Genomic DNA, 25,776 nt, shown 5'->3' on the forward strand with positions numbered 1-25,776 from the left:
ATATGACAAACAAGTACTTTAAGCTCATCGATCTTTTCATCGAGAATGATGACATCTCCAGGAATAATGCCAACTTTGTTAGAGGTGTTCCTGTCTTAGAGCACGTTGTAACTGGCGAGGTAATGAAAGATTACCTCTTTGAGGTTATCTATAGAGGACTTCCTGTAAGAGTTCACCACGAAGAGGGGTGGGCATATCACCATCAAACATACCGTCTCAGTGCTTACTGTATTGGTCTATCGGCCAAAGATATTGCGTTCTATGGACTTAGAAGTAACGCTAAGAATGAGAGAAGGGCTGCTCCTCCAAAGAGACTTGAAACACTCTTCATGCAGTGTGCGAACCTCATCTGTCTTATAGCTCAGGAAGTTTCGGGAGCAACTTCCCTTAACGACCTCTCAACAGTTGCTGCTGGATACCTCTATCACCTTGAAAAGGAAGGGAAAAAAAGCTACTCAGACTATGACCTTGAAAACCTCTGGCAAGAGTTTCTCTACAACATTAACCTGCCGTTCAGAAGTGGAAACTCTCCATTTTCAAACATCACCTTAGATTTTGGGAAACCCAACAGCAGACTCAAGTATGAGCCTGTAGTCTATGCCGGAAAGTTCTTAAACATTACTTACAATCAAATTCCTTCCCACTACTTTGATAGGATAAACACAGCCTTTATAAAAGCGATGAGGAAGGGAGATGCTGACGGTAATCCCTTCACTTTTCCGCTCATAACTGTGAATATTACTGAAGACTTTGACAGGAATAATCCTGCATGGAAGTTACTTTTAAGAGGGAGTGAGTACTTCGGAGGATTCTACGTCCAGAACTATCTGAGAGAGCCCTTTGAAAAACCCTCAATCTACAAACAGAAAAACCCTTACATAAAGCCTTTTGACGAAGGAATGATCTATTCTAACTGTTGCAGAATGTTGTTTAACATTTCCCAAGTAGAAGCAGTTACAGGTTCAAATCCTTTTCACTCCGGAAGTGGCGTTGGAGGAATCGGTGTATATGCGATCAACATGAACAGATTACTATTCCTTGCTAAGGATGATTTTGAGTTTCTAAAGAGAATGATTGATTATACGATGGACGTGGGAGCAAGAGCTCTACAGAGAAAGAGAAAGTGGCTCAGAAAACACTGGAACGATCTTTTCTCTTATCTCTCATATTATCAAAAAGATGATCGTTCTCTGTTTAACATCTTTTCTATTGTTGGAGTCCATGAAGGAATGGTGAATGCAGGTTTCAAAGGTGGGCTCTTCAACGATGAAGCAAAGGAATATGCTCACCAGATAGCTCAGTATTTTTACGAAAAACTTCAACAATTTATGGAAAGAGACAAAGTGCTCTACTCTCTTGAGTATGCTCCCAGTGAGAATGCAGCGTGCAAAATGGCAGAAAAAGATCTACAATTTGCAAATGCCATAGCTGATGTTTTGAATGGTGAGAAAGATTATAAAATCTCCAAAGATCCATACTTGAACCTCTTTATAAAAGAGTCTATTGTTAAATTCGGTGAAAAATTGTTTGATCTGGTAGGGGTGGAAGATGGAAGTTACTAAGAAAGTAAAGGCCAGAATTTACGTTAATGGTGATCCGTCATCCAGAAGGGTTTTTTTGACTTCAGGCTTTCAGGCTCCATTTCAAGAAGGAGATTTACTGAAGCAGATAGATGTGAATTCCCATTTTCAATCCTACGCAACGGGAGGAAGCATTTTCCATATCTTCACCGCTGAAGAAATGAAACCGGAGGAACAGGAAAAGCTCATTTTCGGGATAATAAGGAACTTTCCGATCCAGTACCTGACAAAGACACCATTTCTGACAACGTGTAACTCATGTGGTCACAAGATGGTTGGTAGAAAAACAAAGTGCGAAAAGTGTAACTCAGAAGATGTAACACTCTGGTCAAGGCCTATCGGTTATTTCAGACCTGTGATGAGAGGAAAAATCGAGGAAAACTTCAAAAGTGCCCAGTATCTCTTCTGGCTTTCTGGTCGAATAGAGGACTTTGCAACGAGAAAAGAGGTTTGTAAAAAAGATGTTGAGGAGATCGTGGACGAGCTTAGTTCGATTATTTAATGATAAAATTCCCCAAATTCAGACGTTGGAGAGCTGAATGCGGGGAATAATTCTTTTCGTGCTGGTTTTCTTACTTTCTTTTTCTTCCGTTAGAGGTGGAAGTCTTGACGAGCTTATCAATAAGATAGGGATTTTAAGTCCTGATGAGATACTAAGAGAAATAGATAAGCTGCCTCAAGAAGAGAGAATAAAGCTTCAAGTTCTTTTGCTTTTCTATGCCGGGAAAGATGAGAAAGCAAAGGAACTCCTCAAAGGACTCTACCCTAAGAAGATAGTGTCTAACGTTCTTCTCCTTCCTGAATCGACAAAGGCGATTGTTGTTGATAAAACAAGGGAGATTCTCTATGTGGTGGGAATCAACAAAGGTGTACCATACATTGAAAAGAAATTCCCTTGCATAACAGGAAAGAGACCGGGAGATAAATTAGAAGAAGGGGATCTCAGAACTCCAGAAGGGATCTACTTCCCTCTCTACTGGAGAACTAATCTGCCGAAGATGTACGGAATAGGAGCCTATCCTTTGAACTATCCCAACATTCTTGACAGAAAAATTCTCAAAAGAAACGGTCACGGAATTTGGATTCATGGAACAGATAATCCAAACAGACCTCCACACAGTACAAATGGCTGTATAGCTTTGAGAAATGAATATCTTGAGGAATTGAGGAAAATCATAAAACCAAGGTTAACTCCCGTAATAGTTGTATCGGAACTTAGTTACTCTACAAAAGAAAGTTATATAGATGAGCAAAAGTCTCTCCTTGACTTTGTCTTGAGATGGAAAAAAGCTTGGGAAGACACTCCTAAGAATATTGAGGAGTACCTGTCTCTGTACTCTAAGCATTTTGTATGGAAAAATGGTGGTTATAGAGAATGGGTAAAGCACAAGAAAAGAGTTACAAGCCAGAAAAAGTGGATAAAGATTAACATTTCCAATATTTCCATATCAAAAGACGGAAGATTATTAGAATTTGGTAACATTTATGTTGTAAGTCTTGACCTCGACTACAAATCTAACAATTTTAATTCTAAAGGAAAAAAATTACTTTATGTAATTAAAGAAGGAAAGCAATGGAAAATCTTGGGAGAAGAGAGTTTGTAAGAGGGGTTCTAAGTTCCACTCTTTTGCTTCCTTTCTCAGAAAGTGCTTTTGGAGCTACGGGAGGAGGAATTCACATTGTTTTGCCGGAGATAAAGTTTCAGACTGTTTATAAACAGGGAAAAAAACGTGGAGGAAAGATTCTTCTTGTAGGAGGAGTCCACGGAAACGAACCCGGAGCCTACAAGGCAGCAGAGATTTTGAGACAGGTTGAAGTGGAAAGAGGGGAACTCTTTATTGCTCCACGAAGTAATTTTATCTCTATTCTTGCTAATGTCAGAGGTTACAATGGAGATATGAATAGAAAATTTGCAGAAATTTCTAAAAAAGACCCTGACTATCCTTATGTTGTTGGACTTAAAAGACTTATAAAAGAGGTAAAACCTGACGTTGTTCTTTCACTCCACGATGGCTTTGGATTTCACGCTCTAAACAAGAAATTTTGGGGGCAGTGTATAGTAATAGATGAGGAAAGATATAAGAATTTTGAACTTGGGAAGACTGCAAGAACTGTTGCTAATGAAGTAAACAGTAAAATTAAGAATAGAAGATGGAAAATTCCTGTTTTTAATACTCACACCTTCTCAAAGAACACGAAACATCCTGAGCAAAGACGTTCCTTAACTTATTACTGTCTTTCAAAATGTAGCACTCAAGCTTACTGTCTTGAAGCTTCAAAGCAACTTCCCGATCTCGAAACAAAGGTTAAGATTCATCTTTTGATGTTGAAAGAGTTTTTTAAAATTTTCAATGTTGAAATAAAACCCAACTTTGATACCTTAATTGAAAATTGTGAAAAAATTTTGAATGAGAAAAGAATTTATACAGCAAATTTAAGGATAAACGGTAGGGAAATCCTTGTTTCTTCTAATAAGACCATAAGAATCCCATCTAAAAGTGAAGTTGAGTTTCTCTCCTTTAGCGGCTCAGGTGGAACAAACGCCATTCCAGTTGGTGTTAACCTTAACTGGAGAAGGTTTAGAGTTAGGCAGAACATTACGCTAAAGGTTAAGGATGATTTTAAAGAAGTATTTAAAATAAAGTTAGTTATGGTTTAACTTTTCTGATAAAGAGAAAGTGTCTCTTAAAAGCAAATCCTACTGGTTCAAAGGAAATTTCTTCTATTTGATAACCAGGGAGTTTTTGAGAAAACCGTTCTTTTCCTCTATATATGCAAAGGATAGCTCCTTTTTCGAGTAGGTGCTTTGTTATTTCTATAGCTTCGATAGGATCCTCAACGGCTCTCATTAAGAGCATGTCGTAATTTCCATCCACAGATTCAACTCTCGAGCAGAGAACCTTAACGTTTGAAAGTTTTAACTCTCTCTTTACCTGTTCTAAAAAGACGCACCTTTTGTGTCGGGATTCAATGAGGTCGAAGGTTGAATCCTGAATAGCTATTGCCAGTGGAACTCCAGGAAATCCTCCTCCGGAACCGACGTCTCCGAGATGTTTGTTATGATAGTCGAAACCATAGATTTCAAGGGCTTTTAGTCCAAGGAGAGAGTCAAAGAAGTGCTTTTCTTCAATTTCCTTATCGTTGAGGATGGAGGTTATATTAATCCTCTTTCCCCACTTTTTGAGGAGATCCCTGTACCTTTCAAACTTCTCGTACTGCTTTTCTGATAACTCTATACTGTTGAGTTTACAGAGCTCCTTCAGTCTCTCAAGACTCACGTTTTAGCTCTCCTTTTTTCCACTTCTCTATGTAGATGGCAAGTATCGGAATTGAGGCAGGTCTTATCCCTTCAAGCCTTGCAGCTTGTCCAAGTGTTAACGGTTTCATCTCTTTCAGCTTCTGTTTCTCCTCTGTTGAAATAGGAACGATATCATAATCAAAATCTGGCGGGATCTTAACATTCTCAAGTTTTCTGAACCTCTTAACCTCCTCAAGCTGTCTCTTTATGTAGCCTTCGTACTTAACTTCGATTTCAACTTCTTCTAAGATCTCTTCCAGAAGCTTTCTATCTTCTATATCAAGTTCGAAAGAAATAACCTTTAGTATTTCTTCTAACTTGACTTCTGGTCTCTTCAGGATTTCATATACAGTTTTACTCTCCTTCAGAGGAGTTGAACCAGCTTTTTCAAGCACCGGATTAATAACCTCAGGTTTTACCTTCACTTCCCTTAGTTTCTCGATGAAGACCTTAACAGTTTCGTACTTTCTCTTAACCCTCTCGTACTGTTCCCTTGTTAAAAGACCAAACCTGTAGCCGTACTTTGCGAGCCTGTAGTCTGCATTGTCGCATCTCAAAAGGAGTCTGTATTCAGCACGGGAAGTGAATAGCCTGTAGGGTTCTCTCACTCCTCTGTTTACAAGGTCATCAATCATGACACCTATGTAGGCTTCATCCCTTCCGAGAATAAACCTTTCATCTTTGCCAAGGGCATAAAGGGCAGCATTTATACCTGCAACGATTCCCTGACCGGCAGCTTCTTCATAGCCCGTTGTTCCATTTATCTGACCGGCGTTAAAAAGTCCCTGAATGATTTTTGTTTCAAGGGTGGGATAGAGATGTGTTGGGTCAACGAAGTCATACTCAATGGCGTAGGCTGGTCTTATTATCTTTGCATTTTCGAGTCCCGGAATCGAATGAATTATCTTCTCCTGAACGTCAAATGGAAGACTTGTGGAGGTTCCATTTGGATAGAATTCAATCGTGTTTCTTCCCTCTGGTTCAACAAAGACGTGGTGTCTCTCTTTTTCCGGGAACTTTACGATTTTATCCTCAATGGATGGACAGTATCTAACCCCAACACCGCTAATTAGTTTACACTCTCCGTACATTGGAGAGCGGTGAAGGTTTTCACTGATTATCCTGTGGGTCTCTGGAGTTGTATATGTAAGCCAGCAGGGAATCTGTTCAATTTTCCTTGGTTCTGTCCAGTAGGAGAAAAACGGTGGTGGCTCGTCGCCATCCTGCCTTTCCATCTTTGAAAAGTTGATCGTTGTCCCGTCAAGCCTTACTGGAGTTCCGGTTTTGAGTCTTGCCACCCTGAAGCCATGTCTAAGGTAGAAATCGGAGAGTTTATTTGCAGCAGGTTCCCACATTCTGCCGCCTTCAAACTCGTTAAAGCCGATGAATATCTTTCCCTTTAAAAAGGTTCCTGCCGTTACAACTACAGCTTTTGCTCCATACCTTGCGCCGATGTGGGTGACAACACCTTTGACTTTTCCATCTTCAACGATTATGTCATCAACTATCTGCTGGATAACGTCGAGGTTTGCTGTATTCTCAATAACGCGGCGCATTCTATCTCTGTAGGCGTACTTGTCAGCCTGAGCTCTTGGAGCTCTTACAGCAGGACCTTTCCTTCTATTTAAAATCCTGAACTGTATTCCTGTTTCGTCTATGTTCTTCGCCATTTCGCCGCCAAGGGCATCAATCTCCCTTACAACCGTTCCCTTGGCAACTCCACCGATTGCAGGGTTACAGGACATTTCAGCTATTCTGTCAACGTTGACTGTAAAGAGGGCGGTCCTGCACCCCATTCTTGCAGCGGCTAAAGCTGCCTCACAACCCGCATGCCCTGCACCAACAACGATTACATCGTAAACACCATCCCACATTTAAAACTCCACTCTGACTTTCATTCCTCTTTTTGCCTTTAAAATGTGAGCAGCAGATCCCATGTAGGCAACTATTTGAAAGTGTCCTTCTGGATTAGTTGATACAAAAAGTTCTCCTTTCTGGAATCCTGAAAACGATTCGGAGCTTTTCTCTATTCTAACTCCGTTCATTTCAATTGCTCTGGGTAAGCTACCTTTATTTTCCATGTTGAGAATCAGGTTCCCAAAGTTATCAATGTCAAGAACTATTGCTTCAAAGATACCAGGTGAGATTTCGACGGGAGAGGGTATTCTAAATCTTTTTAAGCGGGAAAGATCCATCTCTTCACCTAAGTGGTAAGCAGCCTGAAGCCTTGACAGCTCAGCAGCTATTGGGGTAAGTATGTTACGTCCTCTGAAATTTCCTGATCCTTCTAAGAAGTAGTGTTCAGCGGTTATTCTGTAAACGGCTTCTGGAGGTTCTTCCTGAAAAACAAGGCTTCCAACGCCGTTGTTTGGACAAACGATAAAGAATCTTTCTGTGGAAACAATTATTGGTTCCGCGGTGGGATCAGGATCAACAAGAATTAAGAAGACAGTTCCCCTTGGAAAGTAGTTGAATGACCACTTAAATTTAACAGCAGCGTCGACTAGATCAAATGGTCTAACATTATGGGTAATATCAACGATTTTTGCTTCTGGATTAATATTTCTTATTACGCCGTGAACAGTTCCGACATAGTGATCTTTAAGGCCATAATCTGAAATGATTGCAATCAGGTTTTCCATCCCATCTCCCTGTCACACCGATTCGTCAGGTTCTTCAACGCTAATTCTAACCTTTTTCTAAAAGACTCAGTATCCTCATTTTTTTCGGGATAGATTGGCTTACCTACTATAACTTTACATTTGCTGAAAGGATAAGGAATCAGGAATCTATCCCAGGAGGAGAGTTTTTTTCCTTTAGAAGTCGAGAAAGTTACGGGATAGATAGGAGCTCCTGTAAGTATTGAGAGCTTTGCTGCTCCGGTTTTAAAAACTTCTCTTGGACCTTTTGGCCCGTCTGGAGTTATCGCAACAGACTTCCCGCTATTTAAGAGCTCTATCATCTTTAAAAAAGCCCTTTCTCCTCCCTTGCCTTTTCCTGTTGATCCCCTTACTGTAGAGAATCCCAGTTTTTCTATAACTCTTGCTGCCACCTCTCCGTCTCTGTGGCGGCTGATTAGAACCGAAACCCTGTCTGCATAGTCCTTAAAAACAAAAGGTAGCAGGAACATTCGTCCATGCCAGAAAGCTATTATTGCTGGAAACTCAACATTTGATTGAAACTCCACTTCTACGCGGAGAGTCTTTACATAACCCTTTAAGAGAAAACTTAAAATACTTTCTTTACTTAAGCTCAAATTCCACCCTTAAACGGATTTTGTTCAATCCTACCTTTTCTGGAATTGGATCAAATGGCTCTGAAGAGTAGATAGCTGAGATTGCAGATCGATTAAAGAGCATATCGGATGAGAGTCTTTCTACATTTATTTCGTCGAGTTTCCCTTTTTTGTTTATAGAAACATAAATGACAACTTTTTTATCCTCGAGAAAAAGATTCTTTGAATTGACATATGGGTTTTTCCAGTTAGAAATAATCCTATCTCTGACTTTCAAAAGATAAGGAACTACTTTACTGGTACTTATGGCAGGTAATTTCTTATTAGGCTTATTTTTGAAATTTTCCATAGAAAAGGAGAGAGCGATTCTTCCTTTTCCTGTTTTTGAACTAATAACCTTAGTTAATCCTGATGAGTAACTAAGATTGTTGGAAATAGTGGATTCATATTCTCCTTCACGTTGAGCTGAAAACTTCTTCTGTGTAGTTTTCTTTTTATCTGAAACTTTGCCCTGAGGCATTTCAGTGAAACTTCCTGTGGTCATGCTGATTTTAGAATCTCCCTTTTTTGCTTTCTCTCCTACCAGTTTTGAGTCAACATTTACGTCAAGCGATAGGGGTAAAATGTCGACAATCCTATAAGTTTTAGTATGAAACACTTCAGTAAAACCGGGAATCAAAAATAACAAAAAATGCAAAGCAAGTGAGATGGCAAATGAAATTAAATCCAGTCTATAAATTTTTACCATTTACGTTTCCTGAATGGAGCGGGCGACGGGACTCGAACCCGCGACCCTCAGCTTGGGAAGCTGATGCTCTACCATCTGAGCTACGCCCGCTCTGTTTTTAATTGAAAATATACCCTATCCTCAAGCAGTTGGCAATAAAGGAGTTGAACTGTTTCTCTATCTTATCTTTTTTCCTTACATACAGTTTTATATCTAATTTTTATCTTTTATCGTAGTCTTATAGTAATACTTTTGGCAATAAATAATCAAATCAGCAACTGATATAATAATTACTCAAAATAATTACTCAATATTATTTATGGAGATCTCGATGAGTAACATAGACTATTCAAAGCCTATAGAAATAGCCGACAATGTCTTCTGGGTCGGTTATGTAATACCAAACGATCCTTTCCAGTGCCATGTTTATGTAATAAAAAATGGAAGTGAAAGTATCCTGATCGATCCTGGAAGTATGATTACCTTTCCTGTAGTTCTTGAGAAAATATACAAAGTATTAGACTTGCGAGACATTAAGTACATTATTATGCACCATCAGGACCCAGATATTGTTGGTTGTTATTCCGTTCTTGAATCTATAATGCCCCAAAGAGAAAGGTATATAGTGACTCACCAGAGAAGCCAAGTTCTCTTGAAGCACTACCAATGGAAAACCCCTTTCTACTTGGTAGACCAGAATGACTGGAAACTTATTGCAGGAGATAGAGAACTCGACTTTGTTTTCACTCCGTATGCTCACTTTCCAGGAGCATTCTGTACCTTTGACAAGAAAACAAAGACTCTTTTCTCAAGTGATATATTTGGTGCAATTTCAGATAAGTTTTCATTGTTCTTGGAAGATGATGAAGAACTTTTTGAAGGAATAGAACTTTTTCATAAACACTATATGCCGAGTCGAGTCATCTTAGATTTTGCACTTAATCAGATTGAAAAGAAGAATCCAGAGCTCATAGCCCCTCAGCATGGAAGTATTATCAGAAAAGAATTTATAAAAGCTGTCATCGAGAGATTGAGGAAAATAGACTGTGGCTTGTATCTGCTAAATGAAGAAGAAACAGATGTATTCATTCTTAATAAAGCTGAATCAGTACTTAAAAAGTTCCTTGAGGATGCAATCCTATCTTCCTCTTTAAATACCTTAATTAGTAATTTATTTAGCAACATAAAAAAGGAGATAAATTCTCTGGAGAAAATTATTATCGTTACCCAGCCAGGTATATATGAAGGAAAAGAAGGAGACGTGGTCTACATTGAAGTTACAAGCATTGGAATCAACAAAGAAATTCGCAAAGAAGTACCTAACGTAAAAGGCTACAGTTATTCTCTGGATCTAAAGACCAGCAGAAAGAAGATTGGAAAACTATACCTAATAAGCAATAAACTAAATGAAATGAATTTACGGTTTCTGTCTATTCTCTTTAAGAGGATTGCTTTTCCTCTTGCTATTAGCTTAGAAAAAGAATTGACCTACGAAATGATAGAAAAAGCTAATAAAGAGCTCTACGAAAAAGCAATCAGAGATTACCTTACCTCTCTGTATAATAGAAGTTATTTCATAGACTACTTGAAAAAGAAAATAGAAGAATCAAAACAGTACGATATTCCCATCAGTCTGGCAATCATTGACGTTGACTATTTTAAGAGGATTAATGATACTTATGGACACATCATTGGCGATTGTGTCTTGAAAGAGATTGCTTCCTTTCTCCAGGAAGAAACCAGAAGCTTTGAATGTGCAGCAAGATATGGTGGAGAAGAATTTGTTCTTGTTATGCCTTTTACAAAAAAGGAAGATGCATGCAAAAGAATGGAAGCTTTAAGGAAAAGGATTTCATCTTCTAAGTTCTGTGAAGAGAAAAACTTACGTGTTACTGTAAGCATAGGAGTTGCTGAGTACAAGGAATCCATGACAATAAATGATTTTATAAACGAGGCAGATAAAAAACTTTATAAGGCAAAAAATGAAGGAAGAAACAGAGTGATTTGCTGATTCACATTTCCCATCCTGTTGGTTCTTTTAGTTAAAATTAGCGAATCAAACTTTCCTATGTAAAGGAGAACACAATGTTGAGATTTTTCACAGCCGGTGAAAGCCACGGGAAGGGCATTTTTGCATACCTTGAAGGAATTCCTGCAAACTTTGAGATAGATTTTGACTTCATCAACAATGAACTTTCAAGAAGACAGAAGGGTTACGGTCGTGGTGGAAGAATGAAGATAGAGAAGGATAGAGTGGAGTTCTTATCTGGTGTTAGACTCGGTAAAACCCTTGGTTCGCCGATCTTAATGGCTGTCTGGAACAGAGATTATAAAAACTGGGAAGAGATTATGAAACCTGAGCCAGGGGAATTGCCGGAGGATAAAAAAGTTACAAGACCAAGACCAGGACATGCAGACCTTTCGGGAATTTTAAAGTACAACCTTAGCGATGTAAGAAATGTTCTGGAAAGATCAAGTGCAAGGGAAACGGCAGGAAGAGTTGCTGCTGGAGCTCTCTGTAAAGATATATTGAGAAGACTCGGAATAGAGATAGGAAGTTATGTAACTTCCATAGGTAGTGTAGAAATTCCTAAAGAGAAATTGAAGGAACTTTCGTATCTTGAAAGATTTGAAAACGCGGAAAACTCAGAAGTCAGAATTCCCATGAGAGATTTGGAGCTTGAAAAAAAATTTAAAGAAGAAATTGACCGAGCAAGGGAAAAAGGTGAAAGTCTTGGTGGAGTTTTCGAAATCTTTGCGGTAGGTGTTCCGGTAGGTCTTGGAAGCCATACTCAGTGGGATAAAAGACTTGATGGCAAGATAGCACAGGCAATTATGTCCATTCAGGCGATTAAAGGAGTTGAGATTGGAATTGGATTTGAAGTTGCAAGGAAATTTGGTTCTCAAGTTCACGATGAGATTTTTTACTCAGATAGGAAGGGATTTTACAGAGAGACAAACAGGGCAGGTGGTATTGAAGGTGGAATGACCAATGGAGAACCAGTTATAGTTAGAGCAGCAATGAAACCAATTCCTACTCTTTACAATCCATTAAGAAGCGTGGATATAAAGACGAGAGAATCTTTTGAAGCTTCAATAGAAAGGTCGGATGTCTGTGCCGTTCCAGCAGCTGCAGTTGTTGGAGAAGCTATGCTGGCAATTACACTACTTTCGGCTATTCTTGAAATGTTTCCTGCTGATGAGTTTATAAGGCTGAAAAGATGGTTTGAGGAGTACAAAAAAGAAGTCGTTTCCTGAAAGCATATTTCCGGTTTATTTTCCTGGTAGCTAAGTGTTACTGCGATGTTGAAATTTTTGATAGTCAAGGTTGGCTATATATAGCCTTTGATAGCTTTAAAATTCTGTTGTAGATTCTTGTCGAAAATCCAGACGTTTTTTACGGCAATTGTTTTGATTTCTCTGCATCCCATTTTGCTGTTAAATGAATTTAGTCAACAGATCTACTCCGGTAGTTGTATGACTTAGAATGTTTGAGACCGTGGTTCCTCAATTATGGTAGAAATAGCCATTTTTCCGGTTATACGACAGGTCTATATTGTTTATTAGGGAAAAGGTTATTGGAAGAACAGAAACTTCCCGGCATCTCCAGAAAAGTGATTTATAAAATGGTCGGGGCGACCCGACTTGAACGGGCGACCTCTGGCCCCCCATGCCAGCGCGCTACCAGGCTACGCCACGCCCCGACGCAAGGAAAAATATAAGAATTAAAACCTTGATTTCAAGCTTTAATCCTATTCAATTGTCATTATTGCTTCGTCTGGATTAACGTTGTCGCCAGGTTTAACGTAGATTGCTTTGACAGTTCCACTAATTGGAGCATGGAGTTCGTTTTGCATTTTCATAGCTTCGACTATAGCTACAATATCACCTTCCTTAACTTCATCTCCTTCTTTAACCTTAATTTCGACAACTTTTGCAGGCATTGGAGAAGTTACGTCTCCTTCTTTGGTTGCTCTTGGACGTTTTGAGGAGCTGGCAAGCTCTCCCTTGATTTCTACCTCTTCGCCGGTTGGAACAACTTCAACGAGAGGTTCAACTACAACTTCCTCAAGCCTTCCATCTATCTTGATAAAGTAAGGTTTCTTTCCTTCTTTCTTATGACCTACACCGGCAATTTTGACGTGATAGCTTTCACCATGAACGTTGATGATGAACTCTGTTGGAGCAAGAGGTTGTGGACACTTCTTTTCCTCTTCCATTTCATCTGCAAGGTCTTCTTCAGAAATAGCGGGAATTTCTCCTTTTTCGACCTTTTCTCTCCACTCAAAGAATTCCTTTGCAACCTGTGGGAAGAGACAGTAAGAAAGAACATCTTCCTCACTTCTTGCAAGATCTTTTATCTCTTCTCTACATTTGTCCAGTTCTGGCTGGAGAAGGTCTGCTGGTCTGCAGGTGATCGGTTCTTCGTCTCCAAGGACTTTTTTGATTATCTCTTCCTTGATTGGAGCTGGTGGTCTTCCGTAAAGCCCCTTGACGTAGTTCTTTGTCTCCTGAGTAATCATCTTGTACCTTTCACCAGCGAGGACGTTGAGAACAGCCTGAGTTCCAACTATCTGGCTTGTAGGAGTAACAAGAGGAGGATAACCCAAGTCTTCCCTTACTCTTGGGACTTCCTCAAGGACTGCTTCAAGTTTATCAAGAGCTCCCTGTTCTTTTAGTTGGTTTATCAGGTTTGAAATCATTCCGCCAGGTATCTGGTGTTCAAGAACAGCAGCATCAACGCCTTTAAAGTCTATATCGTACTTTTTGTATTTCTTTCTGACTTCTTTAAAGTGGTTAGCCATTTTTCTAAGTGCTTCCTTATCGAGGCCTACATCAAATCCGAGTCCTGCAAAGGTGTAAGCCATAGTTTCTGTAGCAGGGTGGGATGTATCTGAAGCCAATGGGGATATTGCAACGTCAAAGATATCTGCTCCAGCTTCAGCGGCTTTTAGCTGTGCCATCTCAGCAAGGCCGCTTGTGCAGTGTGTATGGATATGAACAGGAAGTCCTACTTCTTCCTTTAAAGCTTTTACAAGGGAATAAGCCCTTTCTGGAGAAAGGAGACCAGCCATATCCTTAATTGTAATTATGTCTGCTCCCATCTCCTTAAACTGGAGAGCAAGCTCAATATAGAGGTCTTCGGTGTGAACAGGACTAATTGTGTAGGAGATGGCTCCTTCAACGATCTTACCCATCTCCTTTGCAGTTTCAACTGCTACCTCAACGTTCCTTAGGTCATTAAGAGCGTCAAATATTCTAAAGACGTCGATTCCATTTTCAGCAGCTTTTCTGACAAAGGCTCTAACTACATCATCGGGATAGTGTCTGTACCCTACGAGGTTTTGACCTCTCAGAAGCATCTGTAGTCTTGAGTTGGGCATGAGCTTTCTAAGAGTTCTTAGCCTTTCCCATGGATCCTCTCTCAAAAATCTGAGGCAGGCGTCAAATGTTGCACCGCCCCACATTTCAACTGACCAGAAACCTGCTTTGTCAATTATCGGAGCTATATCAATCATGTCCCTTGTTTTCATACGGGTAGCAAACAGAGATTGGTGAGCGTCCCTCAGCGTTACATCTGTAAACTGAATCTTCTTAGCCATCTTTCATGCCTCCATAATTCCCTTATAGTCCATGGTGAGTCGCAATTGCAGCAGACAGTGCCAGTGCCAGAACTTCTGGATCTGGCTCTTTTATAAATGTGAATTCCTTTATCTTTCTGTCTATGAATGAGGTATCAAATTGTCCTTTGACAAACTCGGGATCGTTGAGGATCTTTTTAAAGAATGGGATGGTTGTTGGAACGCCACGGATGACGAATTCATTTAGAGCTCTTCTTGAGCGTCTTATCACTTCATCCCAGTTTCTTCCCCAGACTATGAGCTTTCCAACCATGGAATCGTAATAAGGGGGAATTTTGTAACCTTTGTAAACAACACCATCCATTCTTACACCGATTCCACCAGGGGAGTAGTAGGCAGTAATTGTTCCTGGAACCGGAATGAAATCTCTGGTAGGATCTTCTGCATTTATTCTAAACTGCATAGCAAAGCCGTGCATCTGGATGTTCTTTTGAGAAAAGGAGAGTCCCATACCGGCAGCAATTCTTATCTGCTCCTGAACAATATCTATTCCTGTAACTTCCTCTGTTATTGTGTGTTCAACCTGAAGTCTTGGGTTTACTTCCATAAAGTAGAAGTTTCCGTGTTTATCCATTAAAAATTCCCAGGTACCTACTCCGTAGTAGCCGATTGCTTTCGCAGCTTCTACACAGATCTTTCCGAGCCTTTCTCTCTGTCTCCGTGTTAGAACTGGAGAAGGAGCAATTTCGAGGACTTTCTGGTGTCTTCTCTGAAGGGAGCAGTCCCTTTCTCCAAGGTGTACAACGTTTCCATGTTTGTCTGCAACTATCTGAATCTCTATGTGTCTTGGGTTTTCTATATATTTCTCAATAAAGACTTCTCCCTTACCAAAAGCAGCTTCAGCTTCATTGATGGCAATCTTGAACTGAGTTTCAAGTTCTTTTTCATCTCTCGCAATCCTTAGACCTCTTCCGCCTCCACCATGGGCAGCTTTTATCATTACAGGATAGCCTATTTTCTTAGCTATCTCTTTAGCCTTTGAAAGATCTGCTATTGGTTCATCGCTTCCTTCTGCAACAGGAACACCAAGTTCTTTCATAAGTTTTTTAGCTTCAATCTTGTTACCGAACATTTTGAGGTGTTTAACATCCGGCCCAATAAACTCGATGCCATGACGTCTTGCATACTCTGCAAAATCTGCTCTTTCAGAGAGGAATCCATATCCAGGGTGAATCGCATCAGCACCAGCTCTTTTAGCGATGTCAACAATCTTGTAGTAGTTGAGATAGGCTTTTATTGGATCACCATGGATGAGATATGCTTCATCTGCTTTTTTAACGTGGAGTGAGTTAACGTCGGCTTCGGAGTATATGGCAACTGTCTGTATCCCCAGTTCCTTGCAGGCTCTAATAACTCTCGTCGCTACTTCACTTCTGTTTGCAATCAAAACTTTTTTAAACATCAAAGCAATCCTCCAATAAGCCTTAAAATCACATTTGCTATGATTCCGGCCACTGCATCATCAATGGTTATTCCCCAGCCGCCGGGGAATTTCTCAAAGAACTCTATTGGTGGAGGCTTCATTATATCAATAATTCGAAACAGGATTAGTCCAAGGAATGCCGTTTTAATATCTGCATGGAGTCCTAAAAGAGCCAATTCCATACCCAGAATCTCATCTATTACAACACAGTCAGGATCTTTGTTCCCAAGCTGGTTGGATACGTAATCGGCAGAAATTACACTTAAAACAAATGTTATGAATATGGTAAGTAGTTGAAACTTTAAACTCGTTGGCCAGAAGAAGTAGAGTAAAATGGCTGCCAGGATAGAACCCCATGTTCCAGGCATTTTAGGAAGTTTTCCACTGTAAAAACCTGTTGCTATGAATTCCATTAGTTTGTTCACGGGCTTTACCTCAAAAGATTTTAAAGTTTATTATATCCTGATACCTATTTGCCAGTGAAAGGAAAGAACTTACACTAATCTCAGAACTATTTAAATCAGTGCAGGAGAAAAAGTTGACTCGATTTGAGCTTTATTTTGAGAATAAAGAATTTGTCTGGAAGCCAGGACTGGAGAGAATAAAAAAAGCAGTGGAAGAAACGGGGTTTAAGAGCTTTCCTTCAGTTATTGTTGCTGGAACCAATGGAAAAGGTTCAACATCCCACATGATTGCTGAAATTTTGAAACAGAATGGACTAAAGGTCGGGCTTTTTACCTCCCCTCATCTCTTCAGGTTTAACGAGCGTTTCAAAATTGATATGAAAGAGGTTGAAACAGAAGTTCTGGATAGCTGTTTTGAGGAGATTCTACAGCTCGTGGAAAAGCACCAACTTACCTACTTTGAAGGAGCCTTTTTGCTTTCGTTAAAAGTCTTTTCTGAGCTAAGAGTTGATGCTGCCATTTTTGAGGTTGGTCTTGGAGGAAGATTGGATGCCACAAATGCCGTTTCTCACGATTTAGCAGTTATTACCCATGTAGATTTTGACCACAGAGATTACTTAGGAAATACCTTAGAGGAAATTGCAAGAGAAAAGGTTGCTGTTATAAAGGATAAAATTCCTGCTGTTATCTCTGAAAACCCTCCTGTTGTTGAAAAACTTGCAAGTGAAAGGACGAAGGAGATCTACGTTTATGGAAAGGATTTTAAGGCTGATAATGTGGAGCTCTCACTTGATGGAACAGAGCTTGATTATGAAGGTAAGAGAGTAAAAACTACCTTGTTGGGGAAACATCAGGCGATTAATGCGGTAATGGCTTTGAAAGCCTCTGAAGTTTTTCTCAAACAGAGATTCTTCGCTACGCTTAGAATGACAGATGAAATCAATGTTTCACTTCCGGGAAGATTTGAGATTATCAGAAGAAATCCGACCATTGTTTTTGACGTTGCTCACAATAGAGATGCTCTAAGGAAACTGTTTGAAACTGCACGGGAAGTAGGTTTAAGGGCTGATGTTATTTTCTCGGGGTTAAAGGATAAGGACTTAGAGGAGAATCTGAAAATAGTTTCTGAGTATTTGAGTTATTCAAAGAGGAAGCTTTACCTTCTTGAAATAGCAAACGAAAGAGCTGTTAAACAGAGTGAGCTTGTTAAGATTGCTCAAAGCGTGGGGATTGAGAATGTTTCAATACTTGAAAGGGTTAGCTTAGAGTCTTTGAAAGACGATACCATAATAGCTGGTTCATTCTACATGGCGGAGCTTATAGATGGTTACAGTAGAGTTTAAGTGGAGAAGAGAAGTTCCAGAAGACTTTATCGTAAAAGAAATCGCAGAATATCCCATTGTTGAAGATGGAAGACACTACCTCTATCTATTGGTAAAGAGAAACTTAACAACAAAGGATTTAGCGAAACTTTTGGGTTTTAGCTATGCTGGAATGAAAGATAAGTTTGCTCTTACCTTCCAATTCGTCTCTTTTGAGAAATTCGTTGGAGAGTTTGAGAAGCAAGAGATTAATTCTGAGTCATGGTATGTCCTTAAGTTTATTGGAAGGATTCAGAAGAAATTGAAAATTGGTCAGTTGAAAGGAAACAAGTTTTTTATCAACCTGCGAGGACTTGAGGTAGAAGAAAGGGAGTGCTTTATCAACTACTATGATGTTCAAAGGATAAGCGTTAACTGGAAGAAGGGGAAAATACTGATTCAAAAACTCTTTGAGAATCCAAGGAGGAGGCTCAAGTGGAGAGAGAATTTCTTGATAGATTCCTACCTCTCTTATCTGTGGAATAAGAGTTTAGAACTTTTTCTAAAGGAGAGGTTTAATGGATACCTGATAAAAGAAAAAGAGGAAACGTTTTTTATTCCCAATGCGGATAATTACGAGCTTCTTCCAAAATTTTGGACTATCTTGGGTTATAAGAAGAAACTCCTTGAAAGTGAGCCTTACTACGAAGAAATTCTAAAAGAGGAAGGTTTTGAATTAAAGGAATTCCTTAAGTTTCTAAGGAAACTGGGAATTAAGGGAGATTACAGGATGTCCTACGTTTTAATCAGAGACTTCAAGAAGTTTAACGAGTATATTTCTTTTTTTCTGCCGAAAGGTTCTTATGCAACAATGTATTTAAAGCATCTGCAAAAAGTTTGATGGAGAAGAAAATGAACCTTTACAAATTTATCTCGCCGTGTACCCTCTGTCCCAGGAACTGTAGAGTAGAGAGGGATAAAGGTGAAGTTGGTTTCTGCAAGGTAACCGATAAGCCGATGATTTCTTCTTATGGTCCTCACTTTGGCGAGGAACCTGTTCTTGTTGGATGGGGTGGTTCCGGGACGATTTTCTTTACAGGATGTAACCTTGGCTGTGTTTTCTGTCAAAACTATCAGATTTCTCACCTCATGGAGGGTGAGTACATTACAGTTTCTGAGCTTTCCGACATAATGCTCCATTTGCAGGAGAAAGGATGTCATAACATTAATCTGGTTACTCCAACCCATCAGGTTCCTCAAGTTTTCTCTGCCGTTGAGGAAGCTAAGAAGAGAGGTTTAAGGATACCGATAGTCTATAACTGTGGTGGTTACGAGAGCGTTGAGGTTTTGATAGAACTTGAAGGGCTTGTTGATATCTATATGCCGGATATGAAAACGTTTAGTCACGAATTTAGCAGGGATTATCTGAAAGCGCCTGACTATCCGGAAGTTGTGAAAGAGGCAGTTCTTGAGATGAAGAGACAGGTGGGACATCTGAAAGTCAACGAATATGGTGTAGCAGAAAGGGGGCTTATGATCAGACATCTTGTGATGCCGGACTGGACAGAGGACAGTAAAGAAATTTTAAGCTGGATTGCAGAAAACCTTGGAAGAGAAACCTATGTAAACGTTATGGATCAGTACTATCCGTTCTACAAGGCCTGTGATTATCCTAAGATATGTAGAAGGACAACTTCTGAGGAGTTTAATGAAGTTTACTCCTTTGCAAAGAGACTGGGATTGAGGCTTGCAGTATGAAGATAGAGAAGGAAGTTATCCTTGCTCCGATGGCTGGATACACACACTCGGCTTTCAGAAGGCTTTGCAGGAGATTGGGAGCAGATAGGACATACTCTGAGCTGATGAACGCAACGGGGATAGTCTACAAGGGAGAGGAAAAGGAGCTTGCCTATTTTACCGATGAAGAGAGGCCAATTCATCTCCAGATTTATGGAAGAAATCCAGAGGAAATTGCAGAAGCTGCAAGGAGAATGGCAGAGAAGTATAGACCTGAAGCAATTGACATAAACTTTGGCTGTTCTGTTAAAAAGGTTCTCAAGGCGAAGGCTGCTGGATACCTGCTTCAGTTCCCAGAGGAAATGGGAAGAATAGTTGCTGCTACAGTTGAGGCTCTAAAGCCTTTAAACACTCCGGTGACTGCAAAAATAAGGCTTGGGTTTTACGAGGATACACTTGAGAAAATCGCTGAAGAGCTTCTGAAAGCTGGTGTTTCAGCTATTGCTCTTCATCCAAGGACTGCAAAGCAGGGCTTTTCGGGGAAAGCCAATTGGGAGAGGGTAAAAGATTTAAAAAAGATTGCTGGTGATGTTCCGGTTATAGGAAGTGGAGACATAAGAAGCTGGAAGGAGATTGGCCAGAAGTTTGAAGAGACAGGATGTGATGGGGTGATGGTTGGAAGGGGAGCTCTTGCAAATCCCTGGATTTTCAAGGAGTATAAAGAGAAGAGGGATATTAAGACCACTTTGAAAGAGAGGATTGATTTTGTTTTAGAGGAGCTTCAGCTAATGTGGGAGTTCTTTGAAAGAGAAAGAGCGTGTAAAGTCATAAAAGCTCAAATTGTCTATCTCTTCAAGGGAATAAGAGGAAAATCAAAACTCAATGACAGAGTAATGAGAAGCAAAAGCTGTGAAGAGTTGATTAGAAATCTTGAAGAGATGAAATTGGGGGAACAAGAAATCTTTGAATATGTTTAACTCCTTTCAAGTTTTTCTACGCAGGATTGAATTTCTTTTTTCAACTTGTCCAGTCCCCACCTCTTTGTTGCGGAAATGAAAACAACAGGAGAGTTAAAATCAGGCAGTATTCCGGCAATTGCTGGATAGAGTTCAGAAACTTTTTCGTAGCTATCAACTAATTTATCCACCTTATTGGTAGTGTACGATATTTTGTGTAAGCTTGAGAAATGGGATAACCTCCTGGGGAACACCCCACAAATACCAACCCCAGGAGGCAAAAATGGAACTACAGAAGATTTTACCAGACCTCGTTAAAGAAGTGGTAAAACAAACCTTAGAGTCAATCATGACAGCTGAAAGAGAAGTGTTTCTTAAAGAACATGGAGGAACAAAGAACGGTTTTTACGTCAGAAACCTTGATACTGTTGTAGGAAAACTAAAAAACCTGAAAATCCCAAGGGACAGGGAAGGAAGATTTAGAACTAAGCTGATAGAACCTTACAAAAGGAGAGACATCAACCTTGAGGACTTAATCCTTGGAATGTTTGCCTCTGGCATGAGTGCAAGAACAATAGCCCAAGCTCTTGAGAGCGTGTTTGAGCTTAAATACTTGCCTTCAACTATAAGTAAGATATCGCAGGTGACCTTAGAGGAAATAAGCAAGTGGAAACAAAGAAAGCTCAAGAGGAGATACTCAGTCATAATGCTTGACGGAATGTGGCTATCTGTCAGGAGAGATACTGTTGAGAAAGAAGTTGTTCTTTTTGCTCTTGGTATAGATGAGGAAGGATACAGAGAAATACTTGATTTTGAAGTTAATCCTTCGGAAGGAGCTGAGAGCTGGCTGGAAATGATAAAGAGGCTTTATGACCGTGGTGTGAGAGAAGTTTTCCTTTTCGTAGCTGATGGAGTTACTGGACTTGAGGAAAGGATAAAGGAGTACTTTCCAAAAGCAGACTTTCAATCCTGTGTGGTTCACAAAGTGAGAAATACTCTGAACAAGGTAAGAGCTAAAGACAGGAAGAAGATAGCGAAGGACTTAAAGAGGATATATCAAGCCTCTACGGAAGAAGAGGCTCTGAGGGGTTTTGAGAAGTTCAAAGAGAAGTGGGGATCAAAGTATCCTAAGGTTGTAAAGTCCTGGGAACAGGAGCTTTATAAGTTCCTTACGTTCCTCAAGTATCCTGAGTCCATTCAGAGAGTGATATACACGACAAATCTGATAGAAAGGACGATAAAGGAGATAAGGAAGAGGGTTAAGGTAATAGGAGCTTTACCGTCGGTTAGTGCTGTTGAGAAGTTCGTTTATCTCAGGGTAGCAGTGCTTAATGATAGATGGTCTGACAGGGTAATTAATGGCTTTTTAGAAGCCAGGGAGGAACTTAAGGAGATGTTTTTCAGGAGGTACTCCTAATAGCTTACACAAAATTATTGACACAACCACCTTATTTGCAACGAATATCTTTGGTTTATCCCAGGCTTTAAGTTTTTTAAGGACTTCCTCGACAGATTTGAGCTCTTCTTCAAGTTTTTCTGAAGAGATGTCAAAGACAATCAACAAGATATCTGCTTCTCTAACTTCTCCAAGAGTTGCTCTGAAGGAAGCGACTAACTCATGAGGGAGTTTTCTTATAAATCCTACGGTGTCGGATATCAAAACCTGCTTACCCTCTAAGTAAAGAGAGCCAGTCTTAACGTCTAAGGTTGCAAATGGGATGTCCTTTATAAAGACGTCCTTTTTGGTTAAAGTTTTGACAAGGGTTGACTTTCCAACATTTGTGTAGCCAACAACTGCAACGGTTATGAAGTTCTTCCTTTTTCTGCTCTCCCTTATAATCTTCTGTCTCTTTTCTATTTCTTCAATCTCTTTTCTGAGTTTGTGAATCTTCTTTCTCAGTGCTCTTGCTTCAACTTCCGTCTTTGTCTCACCAGGTCCTCTCGTTCCAATACCACCACCCAGCCTTGAGAGCTCCTTACCTTTTCCCCGGAGGTGCGAAAGCTGGTAGTAAGCTTTGGCGAGTTCGACCTGAAGTTTTGCTTCCTTTGTTCTTGCTCTTCTTGCGAAGATTTCAAGGATAACTTCTGTCCTGTCTATGACGGGTAATCCTGTAAGCTCTTCAAGGTTTCTTTTCTGGGAGTATGAAAGTGGATGGTAGGCAACAATGAGAGTGGCGTTTTCGGTATCTATCTCCTGAACCTTTCCCTTCCCTATGTAGGTTGAAGGTGAAAAGGCTTTCCTCTTCTGAATAACGGTTTGTACAACCTCTCCACTTAGAGCCTCTATGAGCCCTTTTAGCTCTTCTATATCTATCTCTATCTCTTCTCCGGGACGTTTTACGGCGATTATTACCGCTTTCTCTTTTTCCATCATTTGAACTTTATACAAAATCTATTCTATTCTGTAAACTTGTGGAATGTTTACAGATTTTTTACAATTAAAACCAAGTTTCAGAATTGGAGGATTCTAAATGTTTAAAGGTGGAATGGGCAACCTTAATCAGTTAATGAAGATGGCAAAACAGCTTCAGACTCAGGCAAAGAGGATAAAGGAAGAGATTGAAGAAAGGGAATTTGTCGGAACTGCTGGTGGTGGCGCGGTTAAAGTTGTTGCAAAAGGTTCTGGAGATATAGTCTCTGTTGAGATAGATCCTGAGCTCTTTGAATCTGGCGATAGGGAGATGGTTCAGGACTTGATCGTTGTTGCTGCCAATCAGGCTCTTAAAGAGGGTCGTGAAACCCTTGCAAGAGAGATGGAAAAGCTCACAGGAGGACTTGGAATCGATATCGGAGGTCTCTTTTGATATACCCGGATAACCTCGAGCTCCTTATTCAGTTTCTTTCAGAGGTTCCAGGGATTAGTGAGAGAGCTGCAGAAAGGGCTGTATTGCAACTTTCAAAACTTGACGAAGAAAAGAGAAGGATGATAACCAACGCTCTCAGGGAGCTCGAAAGAGTAAGACCATGTGTTGAGTGTGGTCTTCCCGCTGAAGAAGACTTCTGTGCGATCTGTAGAGATTCGGAAAGAGACCGAACAACTATCTGTGTCGTGGAGCAGCCAAGAGATGCAATCTCAATAGAAAAGCTTGGTGAGTATAAAGGGCTTTATCACGTTCTTGGTGGTGTAATATCACCGCTTGAAGACATATCACCGGAAGATTTAAGGATTGAGAGTCTTTTCGATAGAATTCAGAGAAAGGATATCAAAACGGTCATCATAGCCCTCAATCCAACGGTTGAAGGTGAGGCAACCTCAAAGTTCTTAATTGATAGACTTGAAAAGATGGAAGTTGAAGTTTACAGGATAAGTTACGGTATCCCTTACGGTGGAACGATAGATATGGCAGATGAGCTCACTCTCAAGAGAGCCTTTGAAGATAAGAAACTTATCGCTGGAGGAAAGTAATGATAGAGATAAGATGGCACGCCCGCGGTGGTCAGGGTGCAGTAACTGCTTCTAAGATCTTAGCCAGTGCTGTTATTCAGGAAGGAAAGTACGCCCAAAGTAACCCAGACTACGGTGCGGAGAGATCTGGAGCACCATTGAGAGCTTACAACAGAGTTTCCGAAAAGCCGATTACCCTCCACTGTATGGTTCTCAATCCAGACATCGTTGTTGTTGTTGACCCTACTCTTCTCAAAACTGTTCCATTCCTCGAGGGAACAGACGAGAACGCCATTCTTGTAATCAATACCGATAAAACTCCACAGGAAGTTAGAGAGAAGTACGGAATTAAAGGAAGGAAAATCTATACAGTTGATGCAACAAAGATTGCGATGGAGGAACTCAAAAGACCTCTCATGAACGTTCCAATGCTTGGAGCTCTTGTCAAAGTCCTGAATGGTCTTGTTGACATAAAAACAGTTGAAGAAGACATCAAGGAAGCTTTTGGGAAGAAAATCTCAGAAAACGCCCTTGCTGCCAACATAAGGGCACTTTACAGAGCTTATGAGGAGGTACAGTCAGAATGATTAAGGGATGGAGAGAGTTAAAGATAGGTGGAGTAATAACTGAGCCAGGCTCAAGTGAAAAGTACAACACCGGTGAGTGGAGGGCCTGGAGACCAGTTTTTGAAGCTGACAAGTGTGTCAACTGTATGCTCTGCTGGGTATTCTGTCCAGATTCCTGTATCCTTGTCAGTGAAGAGAAAATGGTCGGCGTTGACTACGACCACTGTAAAGGTTGTGGTATCTGTGCTCATGAGTGTCCAACCAATGCTCTTGAAATGAAACCTGAATACCTGTTCCGTGAGGAGGACTAACTATGAGACCTGAGCTTATAAAAGAGGTAACCTACGTTCCATACTCCGGAAACATGGCAGCAGCAGAGGCTATGAGGCAGATAAATCCAGATGTTGTTGCTGCATATCCAATTACTCCTCAGACTGAACTTATGCAGTTCTTCGCAGATTTTGTTGCAAATGGTCTTGTTGACAGTGAGTACATTCCTGTGGAGAGTGAACACTCAGCAATGTCTGCATGTGTTGGTGCAGCGGCTGCTGGAAGCAGGGCAATGACTGCAACGGCAGGTCCTGGTCTTGCCTACATGTGGGAAGTTCTTGGTATCGCTTCTGGAATGAGACTTCCAATTGTTATGACTGTTGTGAACAGGGCTCTCTCTGCTCCTATTAACATCCACGGCGATCAGTCAGATATGATGGGAGCAAGAGACCAAGGCTGGATAATGCTCTTTTCCGAAAATGCTGAAGAGCAGTATGACAACTTGATTCAGGCCATAAGAATAGCTGAAGACGAGAGAACAAGACTTCCAGTTATGGTTGGTATGGATGGCTTTGTTATCTCCCACGCTATTGAAAGGGTAAGACTCCTCCCAGACAGAGCTGTAGAGGAGTTTGTAGGTGAGCTAAAAACTATGTATCCACTTCTTGATGTTGACAATCCAGTTACCCATGGTGCTGTTGCCATGACAGACTCCTACATGGAGTTCAAGAGGCAACAGAGAGAAGCTATGATGAATGCCTATAAGGTAATAAGGGAAGTTGGTGAGGCATTTGAAGAAGCTTTCGGCAGGAAGTACGAACACATCGAGACTTACAAAACAGAAGATGCAGATTACATCCTCGTGATAACAGGTTCTACTGCAGGAACTGCAAAGTACGTTGTAGATAAATTGAGAGAAGAAAAAGGCATAAAAGCTGGTGTAATTAAAATAAGAACATTTAGACCTTTCCCTTACTACGATGTAATGGATGCAATAGAGGCATCCAACTGTAAGGCAATAGGAATATTTGATAGAGCTGAAACCTTTGGTGGTGCTTCAGGACCACTATTTGAAGAAGTAGCAACAGCACAGCACTTGAGGCGTAAGTACTACCCAATGACAGGGTTCATCTACGGCCTTGGTGGAAGGGATACAAACGTTAACCACATTGAAGAGGCTATAGACAAGTTAATGAGGCTTGCTGCTGGAGAGGAAATTCCTCTCGTAAACTACCTTAACTTAAAAGAGTAA

At 40.4% G+C, this 25,776-nt stretch carries 26 protein-coding genes and 2 tRNA genes; 16 read left to right on the forward strand and 12 right to left on the reverse strand.

The features are described from left to right. The first annotated feature begins 2 nt into the window (after positions 1–2). From nrdD (ACYQ3A_RS06120) to ACYQ3A_RS06135, 4 genes are read left to right on the forward strand one after another with little or no spacing between them, the layout of a single operon-like run. The gene (gene nrdD / locus ACYQ3A_RS06120) at positions 3–1,562 is read left to right on the forward strand and encodes an anaerobic ribonucleoside-triphosphate reductase (RefSeq protein WP_459896279.1); all 1,560 of its coding nucleotides are present in this window, start codon (positions 3–5) and stop codon (positions 1,560–1,562) included. Then, positions 1,549–2,082: an anaerobic ribonucleoside-triphosphate reductase gene (gene nrdD, locus ACYQ3A_RS06125; RefSeq protein WP_459896280.1), complete on the forward strand. Its 534-nt coding sequence runs from the start codon at positions 1,549–1,551 to the stop codon at positions 2,080–2,082. The genes nrdD (ACYQ3A_RS06120) and nrdD (ACYQ3A_RS06125) overlap by 14 nt, the downstream gene beginning before the upstream one ends. Positions 2,083–2,119: 37 nt before the next feature. After that, complete coding sequence (locus ACYQ3A_RS06130) at positions 2,120–3,184, forward strand: L,D-transpeptidase family protein (protein ID WP_459896281.1); 1,065 nt, start codon at positions 2,120–2,122, stop codon at positions 3,182–3,184. Continuing rightward, on the forward strand, positions 3,154–4,239 hold the full coding sequence (locus ACYQ3A_RS06135) for a M99 family carboxypeptidase catalytic domain-containing protein (RefSeq protein WP_459896282.1): 1,086 nt from the start codon (positions 3,154–3,156) through the stop codon (positions 4,237–4,239). Before ACYQ3A_RS06130 ends, ACYQ3A_RS06135 begins: the two co-directional genes overlap by 31 nt. On the opposite strand, the gene rsmG is transcribed toward ACYQ3A_RS06135, so the two are convergent. The 6 genes from rsmG to ACYQ3A_RS06165 all read right to left on the reverse strand — a co-directional run bounded on the left by rsmG (position 4,229) and on the right by ACYQ3A_RS06165 (position 8,951). Beyond that, a complete protein-coding gene (rsmG, locus tag ACYQ3A_RS06140; RefSeq protein WP_459896283.1) occupies positions 4,229–4,858 on the reverse strand; it encodes a 16S rRNA (guanine(527)-N(7))-methyltransferase RsmG in 630 nt (209 codons plus the stop codon). The genes ACYQ3A_RS06135 and rsmG overlap by 11 nt on opposite strands. Then, the gene (gene mnmG, locus ACYQ3A_RS06145; protein ID WP_459896284.1) at positions 4,848–6,752 is read right to left on the reverse strand and encodes a tRNA uridine-5-carboxymethylaminomethyl(34) synthesis enzyme MnmG; all 1,905 of its coding nucleotides are present in this window, start codon (positions 6,750–6,752) and stop codon (positions 4,848–4,850) included. Before mnmG ends, rsmG begins: the two co-directional genes overlap by 11 nt. Beyond that, a complete protein-coding gene (locus ACYQ3A_RS06150; protein WP_459896285.1) occupies positions 6,753–7,520 on the reverse strand; it encodes an SAM hydrolase/SAM-dependent halogenase family protein in 768 nt (255 codons plus the stop codon). Continuing rightward, complete coding sequence (locus ACYQ3A_RS06155; RefSeq protein ID WP_459896286.1) at positions 7,508–8,065, reverse strand: lysophospholipid acyltransferase family protein; 558 nt, start codon at positions 8,063–8,065, stop codon at positions 7,508–7,510. The genes ACYQ3A_RS06150 and ACYQ3A_RS06155 overlap by 13 nt, the downstream gene beginning before the upstream one ends. Positions 8,066–8,120: 55 nt before the next feature. Next, complete coding sequence (locus ACYQ3A_RS06160) at positions 8,121–8,861, reverse strand: TonB C-terminal domain-containing protein (RefSeq protein WP_459896288.1); 741 nt, start codon at positions 8,859–8,861, stop codon at positions 8,121–8,123. Positions 8,862–8,875: 14 nt separating this feature from the next. Beyond that, positions 8,876–8,951 (reverse strand) — tRNA-Gly (locus ACYQ3A_RS06165). Between the two features lie 220 nt (positions 8,952–9,171). Here ACYQ3A_RS06165 and ACYQ3A_RS06170 point away from each other — a divergent pair. Together ACYQ3A_RS06170 and aroC are read left to right on the forward strand one after the other, a co-directional pair. Beyond that, positions 9,172–10,851 (forward strand): oxygen-binding di-iron domain-containing protein, encoded by a 1,680-nt coding sequence (locus ACYQ3A_RS06170; protein WP_459896289.1) that lies wholly within the window; start codon positions 9,172–9,174, stop codon positions 10,849–10,851. A 74-nt stretch (positions 10,852–10,925) separates the two neighbouring features. Then, complete coding sequence (gene aroC, locus ACYQ3A_RS06175) at positions 10,926–12,098, forward strand: chorismate synthase (protein WP_459896291.1); 1,173 nt, start codon at positions 10,926–10,928, stop codon at positions 12,096–12,098. A 369-nt stretch (positions 12,099–12,467) separates the two neighbouring features. Here the strand turns inward: aroC and ACYQ3A_RS06180 are convergent. The 4 genes from ACYQ3A_RS06180 to ACYQ3A_RS06195 all read right to left on the reverse strand — a co-directional run bounded on the left by ACYQ3A_RS06180 (position 12,468) and on the right by ACYQ3A_RS06195 (position 16,330). Beyond that, positions 12,468–12,544 (reverse strand) — tRNA-Pro (locus tag ACYQ3A_RS06180). 48 nt (positions 12,545–12,592) lie between these two features. Next, a complete protein-coding gene (gene oadA, locus ACYQ3A_RS06185; protein WP_459896292.1) occupies positions 12,593–14,443 on the reverse strand; it encodes a sodium-extruding oxaloacetate decarboxylase subunit alpha in 1,851 nt (616 codons plus the stop codon). A gap of 22 nt (positions 14,444–14,465) precedes the next feature. After that, the gene (gene accC, locus ACYQ3A_RS06190) at positions 14,466–15,884 is read right to left on the reverse strand and encodes an acetyl-CoA carboxylase biotin carboxylase subunit (RefSeq protein ID WP_459896294.1); all 1,419 of its coding nucleotides are present in this window, start codon (positions 15,882–15,884) and stop codon (positions 14,466–14,468) included. Beyond that, positions 15,884–16,330: a phosphatidylglycerophosphatase A family protein gene (locus ACYQ3A_RS06195; protein WP_459896295.1), complete on the reverse strand. Its 447-nt coding sequence runs from the start codon at positions 16,328–16,330 to the stop codon at positions 15,884–15,886. Before ACYQ3A_RS06195 ends, accC begins: the two co-directional genes overlap by 1 nt. Before the next feature lie 113 nt (positions 16,331–16,443). Between ACYQ3A_RS06195 and ACYQ3A_RS06200 the strand changes: the two genes are divergently transcribed. The 4 genes from ACYQ3A_RS06200 to ACYQ3A_RS06215 are packed head-to-tail and all read left to right on the forward strand — an operon-like array spanning position 16,444 to position 20,324. Continuing rightward, positions 16,444–17,652, forward strand: a complete 1,209-nt coding sequence (locus ACYQ3A_RS06200) for a bifunctional folylpolyglutamate synthase/dihydrofolate synthase (protein ID WP_459896296.1) — start codon at positions 16,444–16,446, stop codon at positions 17,650–17,652. Next, positions 17,633–18,511 (forward strand): tRNA pseudouridine(13) synthase TruD, encoded by an 879-nt coding sequence (truD, locus tag ACYQ3A_RS06205; protein ID WP_459896297.1) that lies wholly within the window; start codon positions 17,633–17,635, stop codon positions 18,509–18,511. The genes ACYQ3A_RS06200 and truD overlap by 20 nt, the downstream gene beginning before the upstream one ends. An 11-nt stretch (positions 18,512–18,522) precedes the next feature. Further along, a complete protein-coding gene (locus ACYQ3A_RS06210) occupies positions 18,523–19,368 on the forward strand; it encodes a radical SAM protein (RefSeq protein WP_459896298.1) in 846 nt (281 codons plus the stop codon). After that, a complete protein-coding gene (locus ACYQ3A_RS06215) occupies positions 19,365–20,324 on the forward strand; it encodes a tRNA dihydrouridine synthase (RefSeq protein WP_459896299.1) in 960 nt (319 codons plus the stop codon). The genes ACYQ3A_RS06210 and ACYQ3A_RS06215 overlap by 4 nt, the downstream gene beginning before the upstream one ends. On the opposite strand, the gene ACYQ3A_RS06220 is transcribed toward ACYQ3A_RS06215, so the two are convergent. Continuing rightward, entirely contained in the window at positions 20,321–20,494 is a 174-nt protein-coding gene (locus tag ACYQ3A_RS06220) for a hypothetical protein (RefSeq protein WP_459896300.1), read from the reverse strand. The two genes, ACYQ3A_RS06215 and ACYQ3A_RS06220, sit on opposite strands and share 4 nt — an antisense overlap. Before the next feature lie 92 nt (positions 20,495–20,586). Here ACYQ3A_RS06220 and ACYQ3A_RS06225 point away from each other — a divergent pair, with 92 nt between their 5' ends. Next, positions 20,587–21,720: an IS256 family transposase gene (locus tag ACYQ3A_RS06225; protein ID WP_459896301.1), complete on the forward strand. Its 1,134-nt coding sequence runs from the start codon at positions 20,587–20,589 to the stop codon at positions 21,718–21,720. Here the strand turns inward: ACYQ3A_RS06225 and hflX are convergent. Next, positions 21,670–22,674 (reverse strand): GTPase HflX, encoded by a 1,005-nt coding sequence (gene hflX, locus ACYQ3A_RS06230; RefSeq protein ID WP_459896302.1) that lies wholly within the window; start codon positions 22,672–22,674, stop codon positions 21,670–21,672. The two genes, ACYQ3A_RS06225 and hflX, sit on opposite strands and share 51 nt — an antisense overlap. A gap of 100 nt (positions 22,675–22,774) precedes the next feature. On the opposite strand from hflX, the gene ACYQ3A_RS06235 reads away from it, so the two are divergent. The 5 genes from ACYQ3A_RS06235 to porA are packed head-to-tail and all read left to right on the forward strand — an operon-like array spanning position 22,775 to position 25,776. Further along, positions 22,775–23,107 (forward strand): YbaB/EbfC family nucleoid-associated protein, encoded by a 333-nt coding sequence (locus ACYQ3A_RS06235; protein ID WP_459896303.1) that lies wholly within the window; start codon positions 22,775–22,777, stop codon positions 23,105–23,107. Beyond that, complete coding sequence (gene recR / locus ACYQ3A_RS06240; RefSeq protein ID WP_459896305.1) at positions 23,104–23,709, forward strand: recombination mediator RecR; 606 nt, start codon at positions 23,104–23,106, stop codon at positions 23,707–23,709. Before ACYQ3A_RS06235 ends, recR begins: the two co-directional genes overlap by 4 nt. Continuing rightward, a complete protein-coding gene (locus ACYQ3A_RS06245; RefSeq protein WP_459896307.1) occupies positions 23,709–24,275 on the forward strand; it encodes a 2-oxoacid:acceptor oxidoreductase subunit gamma family protein in 567 nt (188 codons plus the stop codon). The genes recR and ACYQ3A_RS06245 overlap by 1 nt, the downstream gene beginning before the upstream one ends. Further along, positions 24,272–24,565 carry a pyruvate synthase subunit PorD gene (gene porD, locus ACYQ3A_RS06250; protein WP_459896308.1) on the forward strand — a complete coding sequence of 98 codons (294 nt, stop codon included), beginning with the start codon at positions 24,272–24,274 and terminating at the stop codon, positions 24,563–24,565. The genes ACYQ3A_RS06245 and porD overlap by 4 nt, the downstream gene beginning before the upstream one ends. Before the next feature lie 2 nt (positions 24,566–24,567). After that, positions 24,568–25,776 (forward strand): pyruvate ferredoxin oxidoreductase, encoded by a 1,209-nt coding sequence (gene porA / locus ACYQ3A_RS06255; protein ID WP_459896309.1) that lies wholly within the window; start codon positions 24,568–24,570, stop codon positions 25,774–25,776.

It is taken from the genome of Desulfurobacterium crinifex, from assembly GCF_054656775.1.

Coding starts and splice junctions, on each gene's coding strand:
- ACYQ3A_RS06130 (WP_459896281.1), top strand. CDS start 2,120: ATGCGGGGAATAATTCTTTTCGTGCTGGTTTTCTTACTTTCTTTTTCT.
- ACYQ3A_RS06210 (WP_459896298.1), top strand. CDS start 18,523: ATGAACCTTTACAAATTTATCTCGCCGTGTACCCTCTGTCCCAGGAAC.
- oadA (WP_459896292.1), bottom strand. CDS start 14,443: ATGGCTAAGAAGATTCAGTTTACAGATGTAACGCTGAGGGACGCTCAC.
- ACYQ3A_RS06245 (WP_459896307.1), top strand. CDS start 23,709: ATGATAGAGATAAGATGGCACGCCCGCGGTGGTCAGGGTGCAGTAACT.
- ACYQ3A_RS06160 (WP_459896288.1), bottom strand. CDS start 8,861: ATGGTAAAAATTTATAGACTGGATTTAATTTCATTTGCCATCTCACTT.
- nrdD (WP_459896279.1), top strand. CDS start 3: ATGACAAACAAGTACTTTAAGCTCATCGATCTTTTCATCGAGAATGAT.
- truD (WP_459896297.1), top strand. CDS start 17,633: ATGGTTACAGTAGAGTTTAAGTGGAGAAGAGAAGTTCCAGAAGACTTT.
- ACYQ3A_RS06235 (WP_459896303.1), top strand. CDS start 22,775: ATGTTTAAAGGTGGAATGGGCAACCTTAATCAGTTAATGAAGATGGCA.
- porD (WP_459896308.1), top strand. CDS start 24,272: ATGATTAAGGGATGGAGAGAGTTAAAGATAGGTGGAGTAATAACTGAG.
- mnmG (WP_459896284.1), bottom strand. CDS start 6,752: ATGTGGGATGGTGTTTACGATGTAATCGTTGTTGGTGCAGGGCATGCG.
- ACYQ3A_RS06215 (WP_459896299.1), top strand. CDS start 19,365: ATGAAGATAGAGAAGGAAGTTATCCTTGCTCCGATGGCTGGATACACA.
- nrdD (WP_459896280.1), top strand. CDS start 1,549: ATGGAAGTTACTAAGAAAGTAAAGGCCAGAATTTACGTTAATGGTGAT.
- ACYQ3A_RS06150 (WP_459896285.1), bottom strand. CDS start 7,520: ATGGAAAACCTGATTGCAATCATTTCAGATTATGGCCTTAAAGATCAC.
- ACYQ3A_RS06170 (WP_459896289.1), top strand. CDS start 9,172: ATGAGTAACATAGACTATTCAAAGCCTATAGAAATAGCCGACAATGTC.
- ACYQ3A_RS06135 (WP_459896282.1), top strand. CDS start 3,154: ATGGAAAATCTTGGGAGAAGAGAGTTTGTAAGAGGGGTTCTAAGTTCC.
- hflX (WP_459896302.1), bottom strand. CDS start 22,674: ATGGAAAAAGAGAAAGCGGTAATAATCGCCGTAAAACGTCCCGGAGAA.
- aroC (WP_459896291.1), top strand. CDS start 10,926: ATGTTGAGATTTTTCACAGCCGGTGAAAGCCACGGGAAGGGCATTTTT.
- ACYQ3A_RS06225 (WP_459896301.1), top strand. CDS start 20,587: ATGGAACTACAGAAGATTTTACCAGACCTCGTTAAAGAAGTGGTAAAA.
- porA (WP_459896309.1), top strand. CDS start 24,568: ATGAGACCTGAGCTTATAAAAGAGGTAACCTACGTTCCATACTCCGGA.
- accC (WP_459896294.1), bottom strand. CDS start 15,884: ATGTTTAAAAAAGTTTTGATTGCAAACAGAAGTGAAGTAGCGACGAGA.